The sequence below is a fragment of the Amycolatopsis rhabdoformis genome, assembly GCF_035918295.1.
Lineage (GTDB): Bacteria > Actinomycetota > Actinomycetes > Mycobacteriales > Pseudonocardiaceae > Amycolatopsis > Amycolatopsis rhabdoformis.
On the sequence record NZ_CP142149.1, the window covers coordinates 7185317 to 7203515 of the forward strand.

Consider the following 18199-nt stretch of genomic DNA (forward strand, 5'->3'; position numbering starts at 1 on the left):
CCTCAGCCCCAACGGATCGGCAGGCTCTTGAGGCCGTTCTGGAAGTTCGACCGCAGTCGCCGCGGCTCACCGGCCAGGCGCACTTCGCCGAGCTGGTCCAGGACGGCCTCGAAGAGCGCCCGCATCTGCACGCGGGCCAGGTGCGAGCCGAGGCAGAAATGGGGACCGTGGCCGAAGGTGAGGTGCTCGGTGGGGGCGCGGGTCACGTCGAAGGCGTCCGGGTCGGCGAACACGGTCTCGTCGCGGTTGGCCGAGGAGAACCAGACCACCACCTTGTCACCGGCCTTGATGTCCACATCGGACAGTCGGGTGTCGGCGGTGGCGGTGCGGCGGAAGTGCATCACCGGCGTCCACCAGCGCAGCATTTCCTCGACGGCGCCCGGCAGCAGCGAGCGGTCGCCGAGCAGTTTGCGGTACTGGCCGGGGTGCCGCAGCAGCGCGAAGAGGCCGCCGGGCAGGCCGTTGCGCAGGGTTTCGTTGCCCGCCACGGAAAACAGCCAGAACAGGTTCTCGAACTCGGCGATCGACACGCGGCCGCCCTCGTCGTCGACGTGGTGCATGAGGTTGCTCATCACGTCGTCGCCGGGGTGGGTGCGCTTGTACTCGCCGAGCGCGTTGGCGTACGCGTAGAGGTCCGGCATGCCGGCGCGCGTGCGCGGGTCCGGCATCACGCCGTCGGGACCGGGTTCGGGGCGCACGGCGAGCGCGGTGCGAGCGAGGTCGGTGACGTCCTCGGGCCGCACGGTGGCGCTCACCGCGTATTCGGCGTCCTGGTAACCGATCACGCGGTTGCTCCAGTCGAACATCAGCCGCCGGTCCTGCTCGGGCACGCCGAACACCTCGGCCAGTGTGAGGAGCGGCAGGTCGGCCGCCACGTCCTTGGCGAAATCGCACTCGCCGCGCCCCGCGACGGCCGCGACCAGGTCGTGGGCCCAGCCCTCGATGCGCTCGGTGAGCCGGCCGATCGCCCGCGGCGTGAACGCCTTGGTGAGCAGCCCGCGCAGCCGGCCGTGCTCGGGCGGGTCCATGTTCAGCATCATCCGCCGCACGTAGGCGAGGTCGGCGGCCGTCGCCGGGTCGCGGATCTGCGTGCCGCCGAGCTGCGACGAGAACGTGGCCGGGTCGCGCAGCACCGCGCGCACATCCGCGTGTCGCAGCACGGCCCAGAAATCGCCGACGCGCGTCACCGGCGTCTCGCGGCGCAACCCCGCGAGCAGGTCGTGGGGCACACCTTCGACGTAGGTGTCCGGGTCGGCGATCAGGGCACTCGACACGGTCTCGACCCTAGCCGCCCGGCCCCGGCGTGGGGAAAGATTCGGGGGGTGGAAACGCTGAAGGTGCGCACCGACGGATCCGGCGAGCCGGCCCTGCTGCTGCTCCACGGCCTGGGCGCGACCGGCGCGGTGTGGAACGGCCTGGCCGAGCTGCTCGACGAGCGGCTGCTGGTGCCCGACCTGCCCGGCCACGGCGGTTCGGCGCCGCTGCCCGAGTACTCGTTCCCGGCGCTGGCGGCCGCGGTCGCCGCCGGGCTGGCCGACGCGGGGCTGGACGCGGCCGTGCCGATTGTCGTCGCGGGGCATTCGCTCGGCGGCGTGGTGGCGTTGGAGCTGGCGAGCGACCGGTACGGCCTCAACGTGGTCGGGGTGCTCGCGCTGGGCGTGAAGGTGGAGTGGAGCCCGGCCGACCTGGAGCGCGCCGCCGCGATGGCCGCGCGGCCGCCGCGGCTGTTCAGCACGCGGGCCGACGCCGAGGTCGCTTACCTGAAGGTGGCGGGGCTCACGGGGTACACGCCCGCGGATCCCGCCGGCGTGGTGGAAACCGCCGAGGGCTGGCGGCTCGCGCTCGACCCGGCCGCGTTCGGCGTGGGCGCGCCGGACATGCCGCGGCTGCTCGCGGAGGCGACGTGCCCGGTGCTGCTCGCCGCGGGCGCCGACGACCCGATGTCCCGCCCCGAGCAGCTGGGCGCGCTGGCGTCCGGCGCGGTGACGCTGCCCGGTCTGGGCCACAACGCCCACGTGGAGGACCCGGCCGCGCTGCTGCCGTTGTTGACGCAGCTCACCCCGCGTGCCGGGTGAGCGGTCCTTAGGATGACGGGGTGATCACCGACCCCGTGCACCCCGGCATCGACCAGCTGCTCAAGCTGGAACCGCTCGAACGGAACCTCTTCCGCGGCACCAGCCACGAGGGTTCGCCGCAGCGGGCGTTCGGCGGCCAGGTGGCGGCGCAGGCGCTCACGGCGGCGGGCGCGACCGTGCCCGAAGACCGGCACGTGCACTCGCTGCACGGCTACTTCATCCGCGGCGGGCGCACTGACCTGCCGATCGTCTACGAGGTGGAGCGCACGCGCGACGGCGGCTCGTTCACCACCCGGCGCGTGGCCGCGATCCAGAACGGCGAGACGATCTTCAGCCTCTCGGCGTCGTTCCAGAAGCCCGCGGACAGCAGTGAGCACCAGGCCCGCATGCCCCACGTGCCGGCACCCGACGACGTCGAGGCACGCGACGAGGACGAGCTGCCGATCATGCTCTCGGTGATCGAGGCGCGGTTCATCAGCGACCCGGCGGCGGGGCTGCCGGACGTCGGCAGCGGGCCGCGGCAGCGCATCTGGGTGCGTGCGAAGGGCCGCCTGCCGGACAACCCGCTGGCGCACGTGTGTGCGCTCACCTACATCTCCGACATCCGTCTGGCCGGCACCGCGGCCCTGCCGCACCGCGACGAGCCCGGCAAGGCGTCGCTGACCTCACTCGACCACGCCGTGTGGTTCCACCGGCCGTTCCGCGCCGACGAGTGGCTGCTGTTCGACATGGAAAGCCGCAGCTTCACCAACGAACGCGGCCTCACCCACGGCGAGTTCTACACCACCGACGGCCGGCTCGTGGCCTCCGTCACGCAGGAAGTCCTGCTGCGGCGGCGGTGAGCTCACCGTCCTTCGTGGACACTCCATTGAGGACCCTCGTGAGCTGCCGCGCCTCCAGCCCGGCCAGCAGCGTGTTGGCCACGGCCAGCAGGAGGTACACCCCGGCCTGCAGCGACAGCGTGAACGGGTGCAGCCCCGACGCCCCCGACAGCAACACGAGGTGACACACCGCCACGAGCACGAGCGACGCCGCCGACAGCCCGCCCAGCGCCACCAGCAGCCCGCGCAGCACGCGGGTGCGGCGCCAGCGCAGGCGGCCGGTCTTCACCAGGTCGGGGGTGCTCACCATCACGAGGCCGCAGCCGTAGCCGCAGAAGCCCCCGAGCACGCCGCCGCCGGCGACCAGCGCCGTGGTGGTGTGGTACGACACAGGCACGCGATAGGCGGCCAGGATCGCGGCGACGCAGACCAGCAGGCCGAGCGGCAGGTGCGGCCACCCGAACCAGGGCAGCCTCCGCTCCATGCGGACGATCGTCGGCAGGTCGACATCACGGTACGACCCGGAGTCAAGCAGGGGCATCTCGCCATTCCTGTTCTTCCGGTGATCGGCGCAGCCTAGGCCAGCGCGGGCCGCCTCGCAAAAACGCGGGTCAGGGCGGTGGTCCACCGTGGACGGTTTTTGTCGGTGGTGGTGGATAGAGTTCGGGCATGAGTTCGGGGGAACCCGCGTCGGGGAAACACAGTCATTCAGGGGTAGCGCGTTCGGAAGCACCGCGTTCGGAAGTACCGCGTTCGGGTGCGCCTTCGGAAAACACCAGTTGGGGGAACGTCATGCAGGACGCAGTGAACGAGGTCGCGGCCGAGGATCTCACGCAGGGCCAGTGGTTCTGGCACGAGCCCGTCCCGGGTCTCGCCGGCTGGCCGTTGCAGGTCGCCACGGCCGAACTGCTGGAAGACGCCGTCTGCATCATCACGACCGACGAGGTGCGCGAGCTGGTCTCCTACTCCCGCACCCGCCGGGTCCGGCTGGCGGCGGCTTCCTGAGGCGCGCTCCGCGAGCCGGGTCGAAAGCCTTGCCTGGCAGGGGTTTCAGCGCGAAACCCCGCAGGTAGGGGCGGGTTCACGTGGCTCGCGGGTGCGGTTTCGGTGGGCAGTGCTTGATCGAAACCGGTCGGAATCGAGACGGCCCTGTGGCCGAGCCACGTCTTGCTTGCTCGACAAGGCACTTGATCGAGACCGCGCTTGATCGTGCCGTTGTTTCATCGTGCGTGAGCCTGACCGAGCCCGCGCTTGACCAGGGGCGCCCCTGGTCAAGGGCGCGCTGAATCGGGGCTGTGCTTGATCGAGTGCACGCGTGATGAGCCGTACGTGCGGTCGAGACCGCTTGACCGCGCCGACCTCAACCGAGGTCGTAGCTCATCGCCGCTGCGCTTAACCATGGCTCGCTTGATCGCGGCCGCGGTTGATCGCCGCTGGCCTCAACCGGGCCGGGTCCATCGTGGCTGAGCTTGACGTGCCGGTACTTTGACCGCCGACACGCTTCTCGCGGCTACGCCTGATCGCGGCCGGCCTCGACCGAGGCCGGGGTTCATCGCGGCTCCGCCTGATCGCAGCGGCACTTGCCCAGCCGCGCTCGCTCGTGGCTGCGCGTACCAGCTCTTAATCGAGCAAGTGCAGATCCGAAGCCAACCGCACCAGCTCCGCCCGCCGATGCACGTCATGCCGACGCAGCAACGAAGCGATGTGGTACTTCACCGTGTGCGGACTGATGTGCAGCTGCTCACCGATCTCGTGGTTGTTCTCACCCCGGCTGATGCCACGGACGATGTCCAGCTCACGAGCACTGAAAGCCGGCGTCGACGAAGCGCCATGGGAGCGCCGGTGCAGGAGTTCGCTCGCGATGCGGGGTTCGAACCAGCTGCCGCTCGTCGTGATCTCCCGCAGGATGGCCGGCACGCGGCTCACGGAGGTCTCCTTGAGCATGTAGCCGGCCGCGCCCGCGTCGATGGCCTGGGCGAGGAGCTCGCCGTTGCCGTAGGCGCTGAAGAGCACCACGGACAGCTTCGGGTAGCGGCCGGTGAAGACGCGGCACAGGTCGATGCCGTTGCCGCCGTCGCGTTCGCCGATGCGGAGGTCGAGGATGGCGACGGCGGGCTGCACGGTGTCCACCAGCTGCTCGCCGTCGGTGACCGTGGTGGCGCCACCGAGGAACTCGAGGTCGGGTTCGCGGTCGGCCATGGCGCGCAGGCCGTCGTGGATCACCTCGTGGTCGTCGACCACGCAGAAGCGGATCACGGCCGCACCGGCCAGACCGGGATGGTCGCGTGCACCACGGTGCCGCGGCCGGCCGCCGGGAGCACGGCCACCGTGCCGCCCAGCTCTTCCACCGCCGAGCGCATCGCCCGCATCCCGAAGTGACCGGTCGCGGGGCGCCGGGCGGCTTCGTCGAACGTGCCGTCGTCCGTGACCTGCAAACTCACCACCCCCGCAGTATCCGTCACCACGCGCACGGCCAGCCGCTCGCAGCCCGAATGCTGCTCGGCGTTGGCCACGGCCTCCTGGCCCACGCGCACCAGCGCTTCGGCGACGCCGCGGGCCACGTCCACGTCGTCACCCTCCAGCTCGAGGCTGCGCGGCACACCGCGGTCGGGCAGCCCGTCGATGCGTTCCAGCACCTCGGAGGCTCGCATCCCGCCGGCCCGGCTCGCGACCACCAGCGTGCCGAGCTCACCTCGCAACCGCGCCAGGCACGCCTCAGCCGCCTGCGCGATCGCGGCGAGCCGTGTGGCCGTGTCCGGGTCTGTCGCCGCGAACCCCGCCTGCTCGGCCTCGAACCCGATCGTCACCAGCCCGCGCACCACGGAATCGTGCAGGTCATAAGCCACGCGCTCGCGCACCGACCGTTCCACGGCCTCGGCCCGGTGGCCTTCGCTGAGCCGCCGCCGCAACCCGAGCGACGCGTGCCCCGCGAACTCCTCCAGCAGGTCCTCGTCGACGTGCGTGAACGCGCGCATCCGCCGGTCACCGACGTAGAGCACGGCCGCGATCTCCCGGCCCACCAGCACCGGCACCGCCATCGCCGAGATGATCCCCTCGTCACGCGTCTCGCTCACGGGCGCCGCCTGCAGCCGCGCGTCGGCCGCGTAGTTGGCCGACCGGATCGGCTTGCCCAGCTCCCGCGCCAGACCGCCCAGGCCCTGCCCGAGCTGCACGCGCAGACTCCGGAACGCCGGCGTGCGGATCCCCAGCACCTGGTCGAACACGAACGTCCCCGCGCCGCCGTCCGGCACCGCGAGGTACGCGACTTCGGACCGCAGCAGATCGCGCGCCGACGTGAGCACCGCCGACAGCACGGCGGGCACGTTCGGGCCGTCCACCGCGGCTTCCGCCACCAGCTTCGCCGCACCCCGCAGCTCTCGGTTCAGCTGCACCGCACCCGAGTGCCGGGCCTCCCGCAACGCCCTGGCGATCGTGGTGCGGTAGTGCTTGCGCAGCGCGTCGTCGGCCAGCGAAGCCGGATCGCGCACGGGCGCGCCCGCCGTGCCGACGATCACCGCACCGGTGCCGAACGCGTCGCGCCACGGCACCACGACACACGCCCCGAGCCGCGCCGCGTGGCGGCGCAGCTTCGACCGGATTTCCAGCTCCACCAGCGAAGCCGGCTCGTGCCGCGGCAACGGCTGGTTCACGACCACGGGTTCGTTGGGCAGGAACCAGTCTGCGGTGCCGGACAGCACGACGTGGGGCGGGCCGGTGCGCCGGGCCTCGTACACGACGAGCGCGACGTCCGCCGCGAGCAGCTCCTGGATCTCGTCGAGGATCGGGCGCAGGGCGGCGTCGATCGCCTGCAGGCCACCACCGTCGACGAGGTAGTCCACGAGAGTTCGTCCTCTCTGCTCGCCCGCCAGCGTGCCACACCCGTCCCGGCCCGTCATCGCGCCGGCTGTGCGGAAGCGGCCCGGGCCGGCAAGTTCACCGGTCCGGGCCGCTTCGGAACTTCCGCGTATCCCCGAGACAGAGAAGCGCCTCAGGCCTGACGCGCCCAGCTCGAGTCCGCCGGTGCGGGCTCGACACCCCGCACGTCCGGCAGCGCCATCAGCCGCTCGTCCTCCTCGTCGTCCACCCAGGCCTGCGCGATCTCGTCGCAGGTGGCGAACCACACGCCGTCGTGGGACACGATGTGCTCGACCAGCTTCTCGTACCACATCATGTTGTGCGCCTGGCCGATGATCTGCGGGTGCACGCACGAGGCGAACACTGGGTTCGGCACGCGCTCGTAGGCGTAGTCGAAGATGTCGCGCCAGCGGCGGAAGATCGTCTCGGTGTCCTGCATGCCCGTCGACACGCCGGTGTAGGCCAGCGGCGGGAAGTCGTCGAGGTACCAGTTCACCGGGATCTCGAGCACGGAGCTGGCCTTGCCCGCGACGTTGCCCTTCTCCCAGTTGATCTGCCAGCGCTGCGGGTGGTACGGCTCGAGGTCACGCGCCATCAGGCTGGTGTCGTAGCGGAAGCCCGATTCCTCGATGATGTCGAGCGTGTTCTCGCTGTAGTCCCAGTACGGCGAGCGGTAACCGGTGGGCCGGATGCCGAGCACGTTCTTGTAGGTGGCGAACGCGAGGTCCACCAGCCGGCGCTCGGTGTCGCGCTCGATACCCGGCGGGATCTCGTGGTAGTAGCCGTGGTGACCGAACTCGTGGCCGGCCTCCAGCACCGCCTTGCACTGCTCGGGGAACGTGTCCACGGAGTGGCCCGGCGTGAACCACGTGGTGGTGATGTCGTAGCGCTTGTACAGCTCCAAAAGCCGCGGCACGCCGACCTCGGCGCCGAACTGGCCGCGCGACATGAACGACGGGCTCGGCCGGTTGAACCCGCCCAGCCACAACGACTGCGCGTCGAAGTCGGTGCCGAGGTTCACGGCGATCTTCTTGCCGGGCGGGAGTTGCAGGTGACCCATGGGTCCTCCTCTGAGTAGGTGTTCGGGCGGTGGTTCAGGCGGGCGGGTTGAGCTGGATCACGGTCTCGGCCTCGGCGTCGATCCGTTCCCGGCTGTAGAGCAGGGGGAAGGCCTCTCCGCGCGTCCAGGACGCGAACAGGTCGGTGTAGTGCGGGTCGTCGAGCCGGCCCGACTGGCCCGGCGCGTTCATGGCGAGCGAGGAGTCCCACTCGCCGACGTCGACCACGATCCGGAACGTCGCGCCGGCCGACTGCACGAAATTCGGTCCGTACGCGGTGTTCCCGACCGTGTCGCCGCTGCCGCCACGCGGAAGCGGTTCCGTGGTGAGCCGGTCTTCGGGGACAGTGCCGAGCAGCGCCTTCAACGGGTGCTGCGCACGGGCGACGTGCAGCCGGCCCCACGCCCACGTCGCCCGGTCGGCGCCGAGCAGCTCCTCGACTTCGGCCACGGCGGCGGGCAGCGTCTTGGCCACGATCTCGGCCAGGCGGTCCTGGTTCTCCACCAGTTCCAGGTCGATGCGCGCGTCGGCGAGCAGGTCTTCCGCGGGTGAGATGCGGGTGGCCGTCGCGTCGGCCTGCTCGGCGCCGACGAGCGGTTCCAGCGCCAGCGCCAACAGCACCGGCCGGAGGTGGCGGCGGTACCAGACTTCGAACAGTGCGGCGGCCGCGGAATCGGGGGCCAGTACGGCGTCCCAGCTGGTGAGCAGTTCCAGCCCGTCGACGTCGGCCTGCAGTTCGCGCAGCTTCGCCACGATCCGGCGGGCGGGGATGGAGAGGAAGTCGCTTTGCAGGGCGACCATGCTGTGCGGGGTGGCGTCGGTGGTCTGGGCGAGGACTTCGTCGATGCGGTGCTTGCGGTAGGGCGCGTACCAGTCGTAGGTGATGTGGCGTTCGGGCGGGTAATCGGCGGGCAGGTTCATTTCGTTGGCCGTGGCCAGGAAACCCGTCTCCGGGTCGACGGTGCCGGGCAGTTGGTCGGTGTCGTAGAACCCGGCCCATTCGTAGCGGCCGTCGCCGGGCACGGGCAGGGTGCCGTCCCAGTTCGGGCGGATCGGGGTCAGCCCACCGGTCTGCCACGCGATCCGACCGGACGGGTCGGCATACACCTGGTTTTCCGGCGGCGCGCCCCACCGGTTCATCGCGGCGGAGAACTCGTCCCAGTCGCCGGCCCGCATGTAGTCCATGCTGCCCAGATAGGGGGCCATGCCCGGTTCGAGCCAGGCCGCCCGCACCGCGAACGCGATGTTCTTCGCCGGGTCCTGATACACGATCGGGCCGTGGCGGGTGAACAGCAACTCGACCTCGACCGGGTCGCCGTCGCGCACCATGATCGTGTCGGTCACGCGGTGCATGGGTTCCCAGCGGCCGTCGTAGCGGTAGCGGTGCGGGTCGGCCGGGTCGGTCTCGTAGACGTAGAGGTCTTCCTGGTCGATCGCGAAAATCGTCAGCCCGAACGCGATCCGCCCGTTGTGCCCGATCGAAATCCCCGGCAGCGCCGGCTCCCCGCCGCCGATCACGTTGAACCCCGGCGCGTTGAGATGCGCGATGTAGCGCAACCCGGGCAACGCCGCGGCCGCCCGGTGCGGGTCGTTGGCCAGCAACGGCCGCCCCGACCGCGTCCGCGACCCAGCCAGGACCCAGTTGTTGCTGCCCTCGGGCAGCACCTCGCCCTGCGCGTCCTCGGGGGCTAGGGGTGCGAACACCGGGGCGGTCGTGGCCAGGTCATACACCCGCAACACATCGTCGGGGATCGCCGACAGATCCAACCCCTCGGGAACGTCGACCGGCCGCCACGGTTCCCGGCGGCGGCGCAGTTCTTCGGCGTCGGGGGGCAGGTCGCGCAGGGTGCGGGCCCGCGCGACTTCCTCCCGCACGTTGTAGAACAGGCCGTGGCTGCGGATCCGCGCCACGTCCTCCGGGGCCCACAACGCCGGCTCATACCCCAGCTCCCGGAACTCCACCGGCAACAACTCCGGCTGGTCGCGGGTGAGCTGCACGAACGCGTTCACACCCTCCACGAACGCCGTCGTCGCCCGCTTCGTGTCCGAGCCATAGGCCAGCCACTCCCGGTGCATGTCCCCGCGATACAGGAACAACCGGGCCGCCCGGTCACGCTCGGCCTGCTCCGGCCCGAACACCTCCGCCAGCCGGCCCAGCCCCCGCCGCCGCCAGAAATCGATCTGCCACAACCGATCCCGCGCCGCGTTGAAACCCTGCACACGAAACGCGTCATAGGTACTCGCCGCATAAATATGCGGCACACCCCAACGGTCGACCACGATCTCCGCGGGCCCCGTGAGCCCCGGCAGGATGTGGGAGGTTCGGTCAGGTGCCACCACGTTTTCTCCCGTCTCGTCCTCGAGTGGGAGCAGTCAAACAGCCGGGGCGGTCACCACGTCGGCAAAACTTCGCTGCCGGACGGGTGGCGCCCGACTACCCGTTCGGCTAGTGGCGGCCGGTTGCCGCCGGACAAGCTTCGCGGCTAATGTTCGATTATTAACATGACTAACAACACACCCAGGGCCGACGAGCGCGTGCGATAGTCCCGCGCCGGGGTGGCCCGGAGGAGTGCCATGCCCCCTGAACCCGCCCGGCTGAGACGCGACCGGCTCACCGGCCTCGTCGCGGAGCAGGGTTTCTGCACCGTCGCCGAGCTGTCGCGGGTGCTCGGCGTCTCGGAGATGACCGTGCGGCGCGACGCTCGCCTGCTGGTGCGCGAAGGCCGCATGCGCAGCGTCCACGGCGGCGTGACCACGCTGCCCGCGAGCGCGATCGGCGGCACGGACTTCGAGGCCCGGTCCGGCCGGCACCGAGCCGCGAAACGGGCGATCGCGCGCCGGGCGATCGAGCTGCTGCCGCCCGGTGGCGCGGTCGCGTTCGACGCCGGCACCACCACGGGCGAGGTCGCGAACCTGCTCCCGCCGAGCCTGAGGCTGCAGGTTGTCACGGCTTCTCTGCCGGTCATCAACGCCTTGCCGGGCAAGGAGAACCTCGACCTGATCAGCCTCGGCGGCACCCTGCACGCGAGCTCGCTGTCGTTCGCCGGGCCGATGACCCTCGCCGCGATCGCGGAGCTGCGCGTGCGCACGCTCCTGCTCGCCGCCTCGGGGGTCACGGCCGAGGGCGTGTACTGCGGCAACCACTTCGACGCGGTGTCGAAGCGCGCGTTGGTCGCCGTGGCCGACGAGGTGATCCTGCTGGCCGACTCCAGCAAGTTCGCGACCTCGGCGATGGTGCGCGCCTGCTCACTCGACGACGTCGACGTGCTCGTGACCGACGACGGCTTGCCCGGCCATCACCGGCTGATGCTGGCCGAGCACGGCATCGAGGTCGTCACGGTGCCGGTCGACCACGAGCGCACCCTCACCTGACTGCGGTTGGTACTTTCCTGTCACACCGATGTTAGTTTATTGACATCGGTGGTCCCGCCCACTTATGTTCGCACCACAGCACCAGCGCCAGCCCGACAGTGACGTCAAGGAGCGTGGTCCGTCGTGAGCGATCAGCCGGTGAAACAGCTTTCCGAGATCCTGTCCGGTGCGCCCGTGAGCTGGGGCCGGTGGGGCTCGGACGACGAGATCGGTGCCCTGAACCTGTTGGGCCCCAAGGAAGTTCTCGCCGCCGCGGCGAGCTTGCGCCAGGGCCGGGTGTTCACCCTGCAAACCCGCATGTGCGACCCCGCCGGCGACCCGTTCGCCCCACACCGGCAGCGGCCGGTGCGCGTGAACGTGCAGGACCAGGGCACCTGGCGCGGCGGCCTGGCGCCGGACATCCCCGGCGGCGGCCGCTTCGCCGACGACTACCTCACCACCCACGTGCAGGGCTCCACCAACTACGACGCGCTGGGCCACGTCTGGTACGACGACCGGCTCTACAACGGCTACGACGCCGACACCACCATCGGCGGCCTGGTGCGCGACAGCATCCTGCCCATCGCCGAGCACGGTGTCGTCGGCCGCGGAGTGCTGCTCGACCTCGCGCGCCACCGCGGTAAGCGCTATCTCGACAGCGGTGAGACCTACACCCACCACGACCTCGAGGCCGCGGCCGAGCGGCAAGGAGTCGAGCTGCGCAAGCGCGACATCCTGCTCGTGCGCACCGGGCGCACCGTGTTCTTCCGCGAAACCCCGACCGCCGCCGAGTTCCACGCCAGCTGGCCCGAACCGGGCCTGGTGTACGCACCGGGCCTCGCCGAGTGGTTCCAGGAGTGGGAGATCCCGAACATCGGCTCCGACACGATCGGTGTCGAGGCCTCACTCGACCCCGAAACCGGGGCGAAACTGCTGGTGCACAGCGCCCTCATGCGCAACCTCGGCGTGTTGTTCCTCGAGATCTGCGACCTCGAAGCGCTCGCCGAAGACTGCGCGGCCGACGGCCAGTGGGACTTCTTCTACGTCGCCGCGCCGCTCAAGATCGTGCACGCCACCGGTGCCCCGGTGAACCCCGTGGCCATCAAGTAGCCACCAGACCCGACAACCCCCGCGCAGGAACGGTTCCCGGCAGGACCGGCGATCCGTGCTGCGCGCACGCCGCAACACCAGGAACCGGAGAGGACGGCTCGTGATGAGCGTTGGCCAGGAAACCCGTGACCAGAGCGCCGTGTCGGAGCAGGAGATCAGGGCCGCCCAGGAGAGCCTGCGCAAGGTCCGCGCCCGCGGGGTGCGGTGGCTGCTCGACCACGTCGCCGACGACGGCAAGCCCGCCGCGGCCGACATCCGCAACGGCTACTACCGGATGCCGTGGGTCTTCGCGGTGGTCGGCGAGCGCGAGGTCGCTGCCCAGGTGCTGTCGTGGATCGAGCGCAACACCCTCACCGCGAAGGGCGATCTACGCGAAGGCGTGCCCCGCGAAGCCTTCGTGCACCGCTGGGCGACCTACCCGCATTCACTGCTGGCCCACGGCGCGTGGGCGCTGGAACGCTACGACACCGCACTCGCGCTCGTGGGCACCATGCGCACCACCTTCCAGGACCCCGAGACCGGCGGGTCCTTCATGGAGCGTCCGGAAGCGCGCACCGGCCGCCAGTTCATCTTCCCCACGGCGCAGATGGGGCTGGCCGCGCTCGCGAGTGGACAGTCCGATGTGGCCGACGGCGCGTTCGGCTGGTTCGACCGGCTGTGGGCCGCGCAGCCGGAGCTGCCGGACGTGCTCTACGCCTCCTGGGGCCCGCAGGGCCTGCGCACCGTGGCCGACCAGGACGACGACTTCATCACGAAGGTCGATTTCCGCAAGCCGCGCCAGGCCTTCTACAACCCGGGCATCAGCGCGGCCTTCCTCACGCGCTACTACATGGTGACCCGCAACGAGCGCGCCAAGGAGATCGCCACCGGCATCCTGAAGCTCTCGGCCGGCGGGACCCAGGACCAGTACAACTGGTGGGAGTCCATGCAGATCTGCAAGTTCGGCTGGGGTTCGGCCATGGCGGCGGAGATCGATCCCGAGGGCCAGCACATCAAGAACGTGGTGCGCATGGCGCGCTGGTACGTGGAGTCGCAGGGCGAGGACGGCAGCTGGGTGCCGAGCGGGTTCCTCGTGCCCGAGCCCAACGACAGCCACGCCATCGAGAAGACCACCGAGCACACGCTGTGGGTGAGCATGATGCTGGCCACCCTCGCCGGCGCCACCGGCCGGGGTCCCGTGGCCGCCGGCCGCTGACCACGTCATGACCACTTCGGACACTCTGCTCGCCGTGCGTGACCTGTCGAAGACCTTCGGCGGCACACGGGCTCTTCGCCAGGTCGACCTCGACGTGGGCCACGGCGAGATCCACGGTCTCGCCGGGCACAACGGCTCGGGCAAGTCGACGCTGATCAAGACCCTGGCGGGCTTCCAGGACGCCGACCACGGCTGCGGCGCCCGCGCGGTGCTGCACGGCGACGAGCTCGACCTCACGGCGTCGGCCGGCGGCCCGCGCCACCCGCGGATGCGGTTCGTGCACCAGGACCTCGGTCTGGTGCTGCAGCTCAACGCCGTGGAGAACCTGGCGCTCCGGTCCGGTTTCGCGCGCACGAAGCTGCGGACGATCCGCTGGGCCCGCCAGGAGGCCGAGGCGCGTGAGCTGATCGCGCGCCTCGGGATCGACCTCGACGTGCGGGCGCCGCTGTCGGAGAGGACGCCGATCGAGCGGACCGGCGTGGCGATCGCGGCCGCGTTGCAGGGCTGGGAAACCGGCCCCGCGCTGCTCGTGCTCGACGAGCCGACCGCGGTGCTGCCGCCGAACGAGGCGCACCGGCTCTTCGAGATCGTGGAGGAAATCCGCCGGCAGGGCGCCAGCGTGCTCTACGTGACGCACCGCCTCGACGAGATGTTCGAGATCTGCGACCGCGTCACGGTGTTCCGCGGCGGCCGGCGGGTGGCCACGCGTGACGTGGCCGGGCTCGACCGGCCGGGCCTGGTGGAGCTGATGCTCGGCGACGAGGTGTCCCACGACGTCACGCCCGCCGCCGCCCCCGCGTCGAGTGTGCTCGACGTGCTGGAGGTGCGCGGGATCTCCGGCCGCTACCTCACCGGAGCCGCGTTGCGGCTGCGGGCCGGTGAGGTGCTCGGCCTCGCGGGCCTGCCCGGGTCCGGCCGCGACGAGCTGCCCTACGCGTTGGCCGGCGCGCTGCCGTACCCGGTCGCGGGTGAGTTCCGGACGTCGGACGAGAGCGGGTGGACCCGGCTCGGCCGCGCCGGCGTGCCGAGCTGCTCGCTGGTGCCGGCCGACCGCGGAGCCGAGGGGATCATCGGCGAGTTTTCGGTGCGGGAGAACCTGACGCTGTCGATCGTGTCGCGCATCAGCTCCGCGAGCGTGCTCGGGCGGCGGCGCGAAGCCCGCGTGACCGACGACTGGATCAACCGGCTGCGGGTGAAATCGGAAAGCCGCGACTCCGCGATCACCACGCTTTCGGGCGGCAACCAGCAAAAGGTGCTCGTCGGGCGCTGCCTCGCGCAGGACCCGGCGATCCTGCTGCTGTGCGAGCCGACCGCGGGCGTCGACATCGGCACGCGGCGTGCGCTGTACGCGCTGATCAACGAACGCGTGGTGCACGGGCTCAGCGTGATCGTGTCCTCGACCGACGTCGGCGACCTGCTCGGTCTGTGCAGCCGCGTGCTGATCTTCGACCGCGGCGCCGTGGTCGGCGAGCTCGCCGGCCCGGCGATCACCGAGAAGGCCCTCGTTCTCGCCATGGAAGGAATCGCCGCGCCGTGATGACCAGACTGCCGACCGAAGCGGACGCGCCGCCGAGGCCCACGACCGAAGCACCGCCACGCCGGGGCCACGGCGTGAGCCACTACCTGAGCTTCAACCGGATCGGCGCGGTGTACCTGCTGATCCTCGCGATCGTGCTGTTCACCGTGAAGCTGGGCGGCGTGTTCTTCGCCGGGGCCACGGTGAAGCAGGTCGTGGACAACTACTCGATCACCGCCATGGCCGCGCTCGCGCTCGTGGTTCCGTTGTCAGCCGGGGTGTTCGACCTTTCGTTCGCGTACACGATGTCGCTGACCGGCGTGACCACCGCGTACCTCGTGGTGCACGCCGGCCTGGGGCTCGGCGGCGCGATCGCCGTCGCGATGCTGGCGGCGCTGGTGGTGGGCCTGGTCAACGCGTTCGTGGTGGTGGTGCTCAAGATCGACTCGCTGATCGGCACGCTCGGCACGGGCTCGCTGATCCAGGCGGCCAACACGTTCATCACCGGCGACTCGCCGATCAACGACGACAAGCTCACCGCACCGGGCTACGCGCACATCGCGCAGGCGAGCTGGGCCGGCATCACGATCCCGGTGGTCTACGCGATCGTGCTCGCCGCGGTGATCTGGCACGTGCAGGAGCACACCGTGACCGGCCGCCGCTTGTACGCCACCGGTTTCAACGAGCGGGCCGCGCGCCTGGCCGGCGTGCCGACGTTCCGGCTGCGGTTCACCTCGCTCGTGGCGGGCGCGCTGATCGCCGGGTTCACCGGGATCGTGCTGGGCTCGTCCGTGGGCACCGGCGACCCGGCTTCGGGCACGCCGTACCTGCTGCCGGCGTTCGCCGCGGTGTTCCTCGGCGCGACGCAGTTCAAGGAGGGCCGCTTCAACGCGGGCGGCACCGTGCTCGCCGTGGTGCTGCTCGGCACCGGCGACACAGGCCTCGCGCTGGCCGGCGCGGCCACCTGGGCGTCGAACACCTTCACCGGCATCGTGCTGATCGCCGCGCTCGCCGTCACCGGCAAGCAGCGCGGCACGTTGCGCGGCATCAAACGGCGACTGCGCCGCACCGCCGAACCCGTTTCCTGAGCTTCCCCCGTCGACAAAGGAGTCGTTCATGCTCGGAAAACCCTTGCGCGGCAAGCTGATCGTCGCCGTCGCTCTGCTGGGCCTGGTGTCCGCCTGCGGCTCGGGCGGCACGGGCGCGTCGGCCGGTACGAGTGGCGCGAAGGCCGATCTGGCGCAGGCCAAGCAGATCCTCGCGGCCGCGTCGCAGCGCCCGACCAAGATCCAGGTCACGGCGCCGGTCGGCAAGCCCGTGCCCACCGGCAAGAAGATCGCGTTCGTGAGCTGTGGCCTGCCCGAATGCGTGCTGCAGGGCGAGGTGATCAAGAAGGCGACGGACCTACTGGGCTGGTCGCTCACCACGATCAACACCAACGGCACCCCGCAGGGGTTCCAGAACGCGTTCGACACGATCCTGCGCCAGAAGCCCGACGGCGTGATCTACAACGCGATCGACAAGTCCGTGATCCGTTCGCAGCTCGGGCAGTTGCAGGCACAAGGCGCGATCACCGGCGCGTGCTGCCAGCTCGATCCGGCGGGCGACGGCATCACCTATGTGATCGACACCCCGGACGACAACTCGCCCAAGGGCAAGATCGACGCCGCGTGGGCCGTGGTCAACGGCGGTGACAGCGCTTCGGTGCTCTACGCGAACATCCCGGACTTCAAGATCCTCAGCTCGATCAAGTCGGGGCTGCAGACCAACCTGAAGACGCTGTGTCCGGGCTGCTCGTTCGACTCGATCGACCTGCCGCTGACGTCGCTGGGCAAGGACGCCCCGAACCGCATGGTGTCCTACCTGCGCAGCCACCCGAAGACGAAGTACGTGGTGCTCGCCGACGACGCCGCGGGTGTCGGCCTGCCGGCGGCCCTTCGCGCGGCGGGGCTCACCGACGTGAAGGTGTTCGGCCAGGCGCCGTACGGCGCTTCGCTGGGCTACTTGAAGAACGGCACCGAAGCCGGCGCGATCCCGTACGACCTCTACGGCGACATGTGGGCGATCGTCGACAGCATGGTCCGGAAGTTCGCCGGGGTTCCCGTGCCGACCATCCACCCGCCGATGTGGGTCGTGACCAAGGACAACTACCCCGCCGAAGCGGGCAGCGACCTGTTCCCGATCGTCGCCGACTACGACAAGCAGTACGCCGCGCTGTGGGGCAAGGCGTGACCGACGACGTCCCGGCCGTGGCGGACCTGCTCGCGGGTGCGCCACGGAACTGGGGCCGCTGGGGTGCCGACGACGAGGTCGGCACCCTCAACCACCTGGGCCCGGCCGAGGTGTTCGCCGGCCTGGCCGCGGTGCGGTCCGGCCGGGTCTTCACCCTGCAGACGCCGATGTTCCACGACCACGGCGACCCGTCCTCACCCGCCCGGTCCGCGCCGCAGCGGTACATGGTGCAGGACCAGGGTTCCTGGCTCGGCCCAGAGCCACCGGATCTCCCGGGCGGCGCCCGCTTCGCCGACGACGTGCTCGTGAGCCCACTGCAGGGCTCCACCCAGTACGACGCCCTCGGCCACGTCTGGTTCGACGACCAGCTCTACAACGGCTACGACGCCGCCACCACCATCGGCGGCCTGCACAAGGCGAGCGTGCTGCCGATCGCCGAGCGCGGCGTCGTCGGCCGCGGCGTGCTGCTCGACCTGGCCGGCCTGCGGGGCAAACGCCACCTGGACCGGGACGAGACCTTCGGCTGCGACGACCTGGAGGCGGCCGCCGCGGCCCAAGGCGTGGAGATCCGGCCGCACGACGTGTTGCTGATCAACACGGGCTGGCTGGAGTTCTTCTACTCCGTGCCGCGTGAGGAGTTCTTCGGTTCGTCGTACCAGGAACCGGGCTTGGTCTACACCCCTTCACTGGCTTCGTGGTTCCAGGCGAAGGAGATCGCCAACCTGGCCACGGACACGATCGGCAACGAGGTCCTCATCGATCCCCGCAACGGCACCACGCTCCTGGTCCATTGCGCGTTGATGCGCAACCTGGGCCTGGTGTTCACGGAGATCTGCGACCTGCGCGCCCTGGTGGCTTCCTGCCGCGCGGACGGGCAGTGGGATTTCCTTTACGCGGCAGCGCCGTTGAAGGTGGTGGGAGGGACGGGTTCGCCGGTGAACCCGATCGTGGTGAAGTAGCGCGGCCCTGCTTCCTGTCAGCGGGAC

General features: G+C 70.6%; 16 protein-coding genes. 10 read left to right on the forward strand and 6 right to left on the reverse strand.

What is annotated here, in order from left to right; all coding sequences use genetic code 11:
• Window positions 1-2: 2 nt before the first annotated feature.
• Window positions 3-1274 (reverse strand): cytochrome P450, encoded by a 1272-nt coding sequence (locus VSH64_RS33115; RefSeq protein WP_326566679.1) that lies wholly within the window; start codon window positions 1272-1274, stop codon window positions 3-5.
• A 48-nt stretch (window positions 1275-1322) separates the two neighbouring features.
• Between VSH64_RS33115 and VSH64_RS33120 the strand changes: the two genes are divergently transcribed.
• Window positions 1323-2075 (forward strand): alpha/beta fold hydrolase, encoded by a 753-nt coding sequence (locus tag VSH64_RS33120; RefSeq protein ID WP_326566680.1) that lies wholly within the window; start codon window positions 1323-1325, stop codon window positions 2073-2075.
• A gap of 20 nt (window positions 2076-2095) precedes the next feature.
• Entirely contained in the window at window positions 2096-2917 is an 822-nt protein-coding gene (locus VSH64_RS33125; RefSeq protein WP_326566681.1) for an acyl-CoA thioesterase, read from the forward strand.
• On the opposite strand, the gene VSH64_RS33130 is transcribed toward VSH64_RS33125, so the two are convergent.
• Window positions 2886-3437, reverse strand: coding sequence for a hypothetical protein (locus VSH64_RS33130; protein WP_326566682.1), 552 nt, complete (start codon window positions 3435-3437; stop codon window positions 2886-2888). The genes VSH64_RS33125 and VSH64_RS33130 overlap by 32 nt on opposite strands.
• A 251-nt stretch (window positions 3438-3688) precedes the next feature.
• Between VSH64_RS33130 and VSH64_RS33135 the strand changes: the two genes are divergently transcribed.
• On the forward strand, window positions 3689-3901 hold the full coding sequence (locus VSH64_RS33135) for a hypothetical protein (RefSeq protein ID WP_326566683.1): 213 nt from the start codon (window positions 3689-3691) through the stop codon (window positions 3899-3901).
• 615 nt (window positions 3902-4516) lie between these two features.
• On the opposite strand, the gene VSH64_RS33140 is transcribed toward VSH64_RS33135, so the two are convergent.
• The 4 genes from VSH64_RS33140 to VSH64_RS33155 form a co-directional block, all read right to left on the reverse strand.
• Complete coding sequence (locus VSH64_RS33140; RefSeq protein WP_326566684.1) at window positions 4517-5152, reverse strand: response regulator transcription factor; 636 nt, start codon at window positions 5150-5152, stop codon at window positions 4517-4519.
• Window positions 5149-6735, reverse strand: coding sequence for a GAF domain-containing sensor histidine kinase (locus VSH64_RS33145; RefSeq protein ID WP_326566685.1), 1587 nt, complete (start codon window positions 6733-6735; stop codon window positions 5149-5151). The genes VSH64_RS33140 and VSH64_RS33145 overlap by 4 nt, the downstream gene beginning before the upstream one ends.
• Window positions 6736-6884: 149 nt before the next feature.
• Window positions 6885-7811 (reverse strand): polysaccharide deacetylase family protein, encoded by a 927-nt coding sequence (locus VSH64_RS33150; protein ID WP_326566686.1) that lies wholly within the window; start codon window positions 7809-7811, stop codon window positions 6885-6887.
• Between the two features lie 34 nt (window positions 7812-7845).
• Entirely contained in the window at window positions 7846-10146 is a 2301-nt protein-coding gene (locus tag VSH64_RS33155; protein ID WP_326566687.1) for a penicillin acylase family protein, read from the reverse strand.
• A 237-nt stretch (window positions 10147-10383) separates the two neighbouring features.
• Here VSH64_RS33155 and VSH64_RS33160 point away from each other — a divergent pair, with 237 nt between their 5' ends.
• The 7 genes from VSH64_RS33160 (at window position 10384) to VSH64_RS33190 (ending at window position 18172) form a co-directional block, all read left to right on the forward strand.
• Entirely contained in the window at window positions 10384-11181 is a 798-nt protein-coding gene (locus VSH64_RS33160; protein ID WP_326566688.1) for a DeoR/GlpR family DNA-binding transcription regulator, read from the forward strand.
• A 123-nt stretch (window positions 11182-11304) separates the two neighbouring features.
• Entirely contained in the window at window positions 11305-12270 is a 966-nt protein-coding gene (locus VSH64_RS33165) for a cyclase family protein (RefSeq protein ID WP_326566689.1), read from the forward strand.
• Window positions 12271-12373: 103 nt separating this feature from the next.
• Window positions 12374-13465 (forward strand): hypothetical protein, encoded by a 1092-nt coding sequence (locus VSH64_RS33170; protein WP_326566690.1) that lies wholly within the window; start codon window positions 12374-12376, stop codon window positions 13463-13465.
• 7 nt (window positions 13466-13472) lie between these two features.
• Window positions 13473-15002, forward strand: coding sequence for a sugar ABC transporter ATP-binding protein (locus VSH64_RS33175; protein ID WP_326566691.1), 1530 nt, complete (start codon window positions 13473-13475; stop codon window positions 15000-15002).
• Complete coding sequence (locus VSH64_RS33180) at window positions 15002-16069, forward strand: ABC transporter permease (protein WP_326566692.1); 1068 nt, start codon at window positions 15002-15004, stop codon at window positions 16067-16069. Before VSH64_RS33175 ends, VSH64_RS33180 begins: the two co-directional genes overlap by 1 nt.
• A 28-nt stretch (window positions 16070-16097) precedes the next feature.
• On the forward strand, window positions 16098-17213 hold the full coding sequence (locus VSH64_RS33185) for a sugar ABC transporter substrate-binding protein (RefSeq protein ID WP_326566693.1): 1116 nt from the start codon (window positions 16098-16100) through the stop codon (window positions 17211-17213).
• The gene (locus VSH64_RS33190; RefSeq protein WP_326566694.1) at window positions 17210-18172 is read left to right on the forward strand and encodes a cyclase family protein; all 963 of its coding nucleotides are present in this window, start codon (window positions 17210-17212) and stop codon (window positions 18170-18172) included. The genes VSH64_RS33185 and VSH64_RS33190 overlap by 4 nt, the downstream gene beginning before the upstream one ends.
• Window positions 18173-18199: the final 27 nt, after the last annotated feature.

Excerpts from the sequence above, each read along its gene's own strand:
- VSH64_RS33130 (WP_326566682.1), bottom strand. The coding sequence starts at position 3,437 with ATGCCCCTGCTTGACTCCGGGTCGTACCGTGATGTCGACCTGCCGACG.
- VSH64_RS33135 (WP_326566683.1), top strand. The coding sequence starts at position 3,689 with ATGCAGGACGCAGTGAACGAGGTCGCGGCCGAGGATCTCACGCAGGGC.
- VSH64_RS33150 (WP_326566686.1), bottom strand. The coding sequence starts at position 7,811 with ATGGGTCACCTGCAACTCCCGCCCGGCAAGAAGATCGCCGTGAACCTC.
- VSH64_RS33160 (WP_326566688.1), top strand. The coding sequence starts at position 10,384 with ATGCCCCCTGAACCCGCCCGGCTGAGACGCGACCGGCTCACCGGCCTC.
- VSH64_RS33170 (WP_326566690.1), top strand. The coding sequence starts at position 12,374 with ATGAGCGTTGGCCAGGAAACCCGTGACCAGAGCGCCGTGTCGGAGCAG.
- VSH64_RS33175 (WP_326566691.1), top strand. The coding sequence starts at position 13,473 with ATGACCACTTCGGACACTCTGCTCGCCGTGCGTGACCTGTCGAAGACC.
- VSH64_RS33180 (WP_326566692.1), top strand. The coding sequence starts at position 15,002 with ATGACCAGACTGCCGACCGAAGCGGACGCGCCGCCGAGGCCCACGACC.
- VSH64_RS33185 (WP_326566693.1), top strand. The coding sequence starts at position 16,098 with ATGCTCGGAAAACCCTTGCGCGGCAAGCTGATCGTCGCCGTCGCTCTG.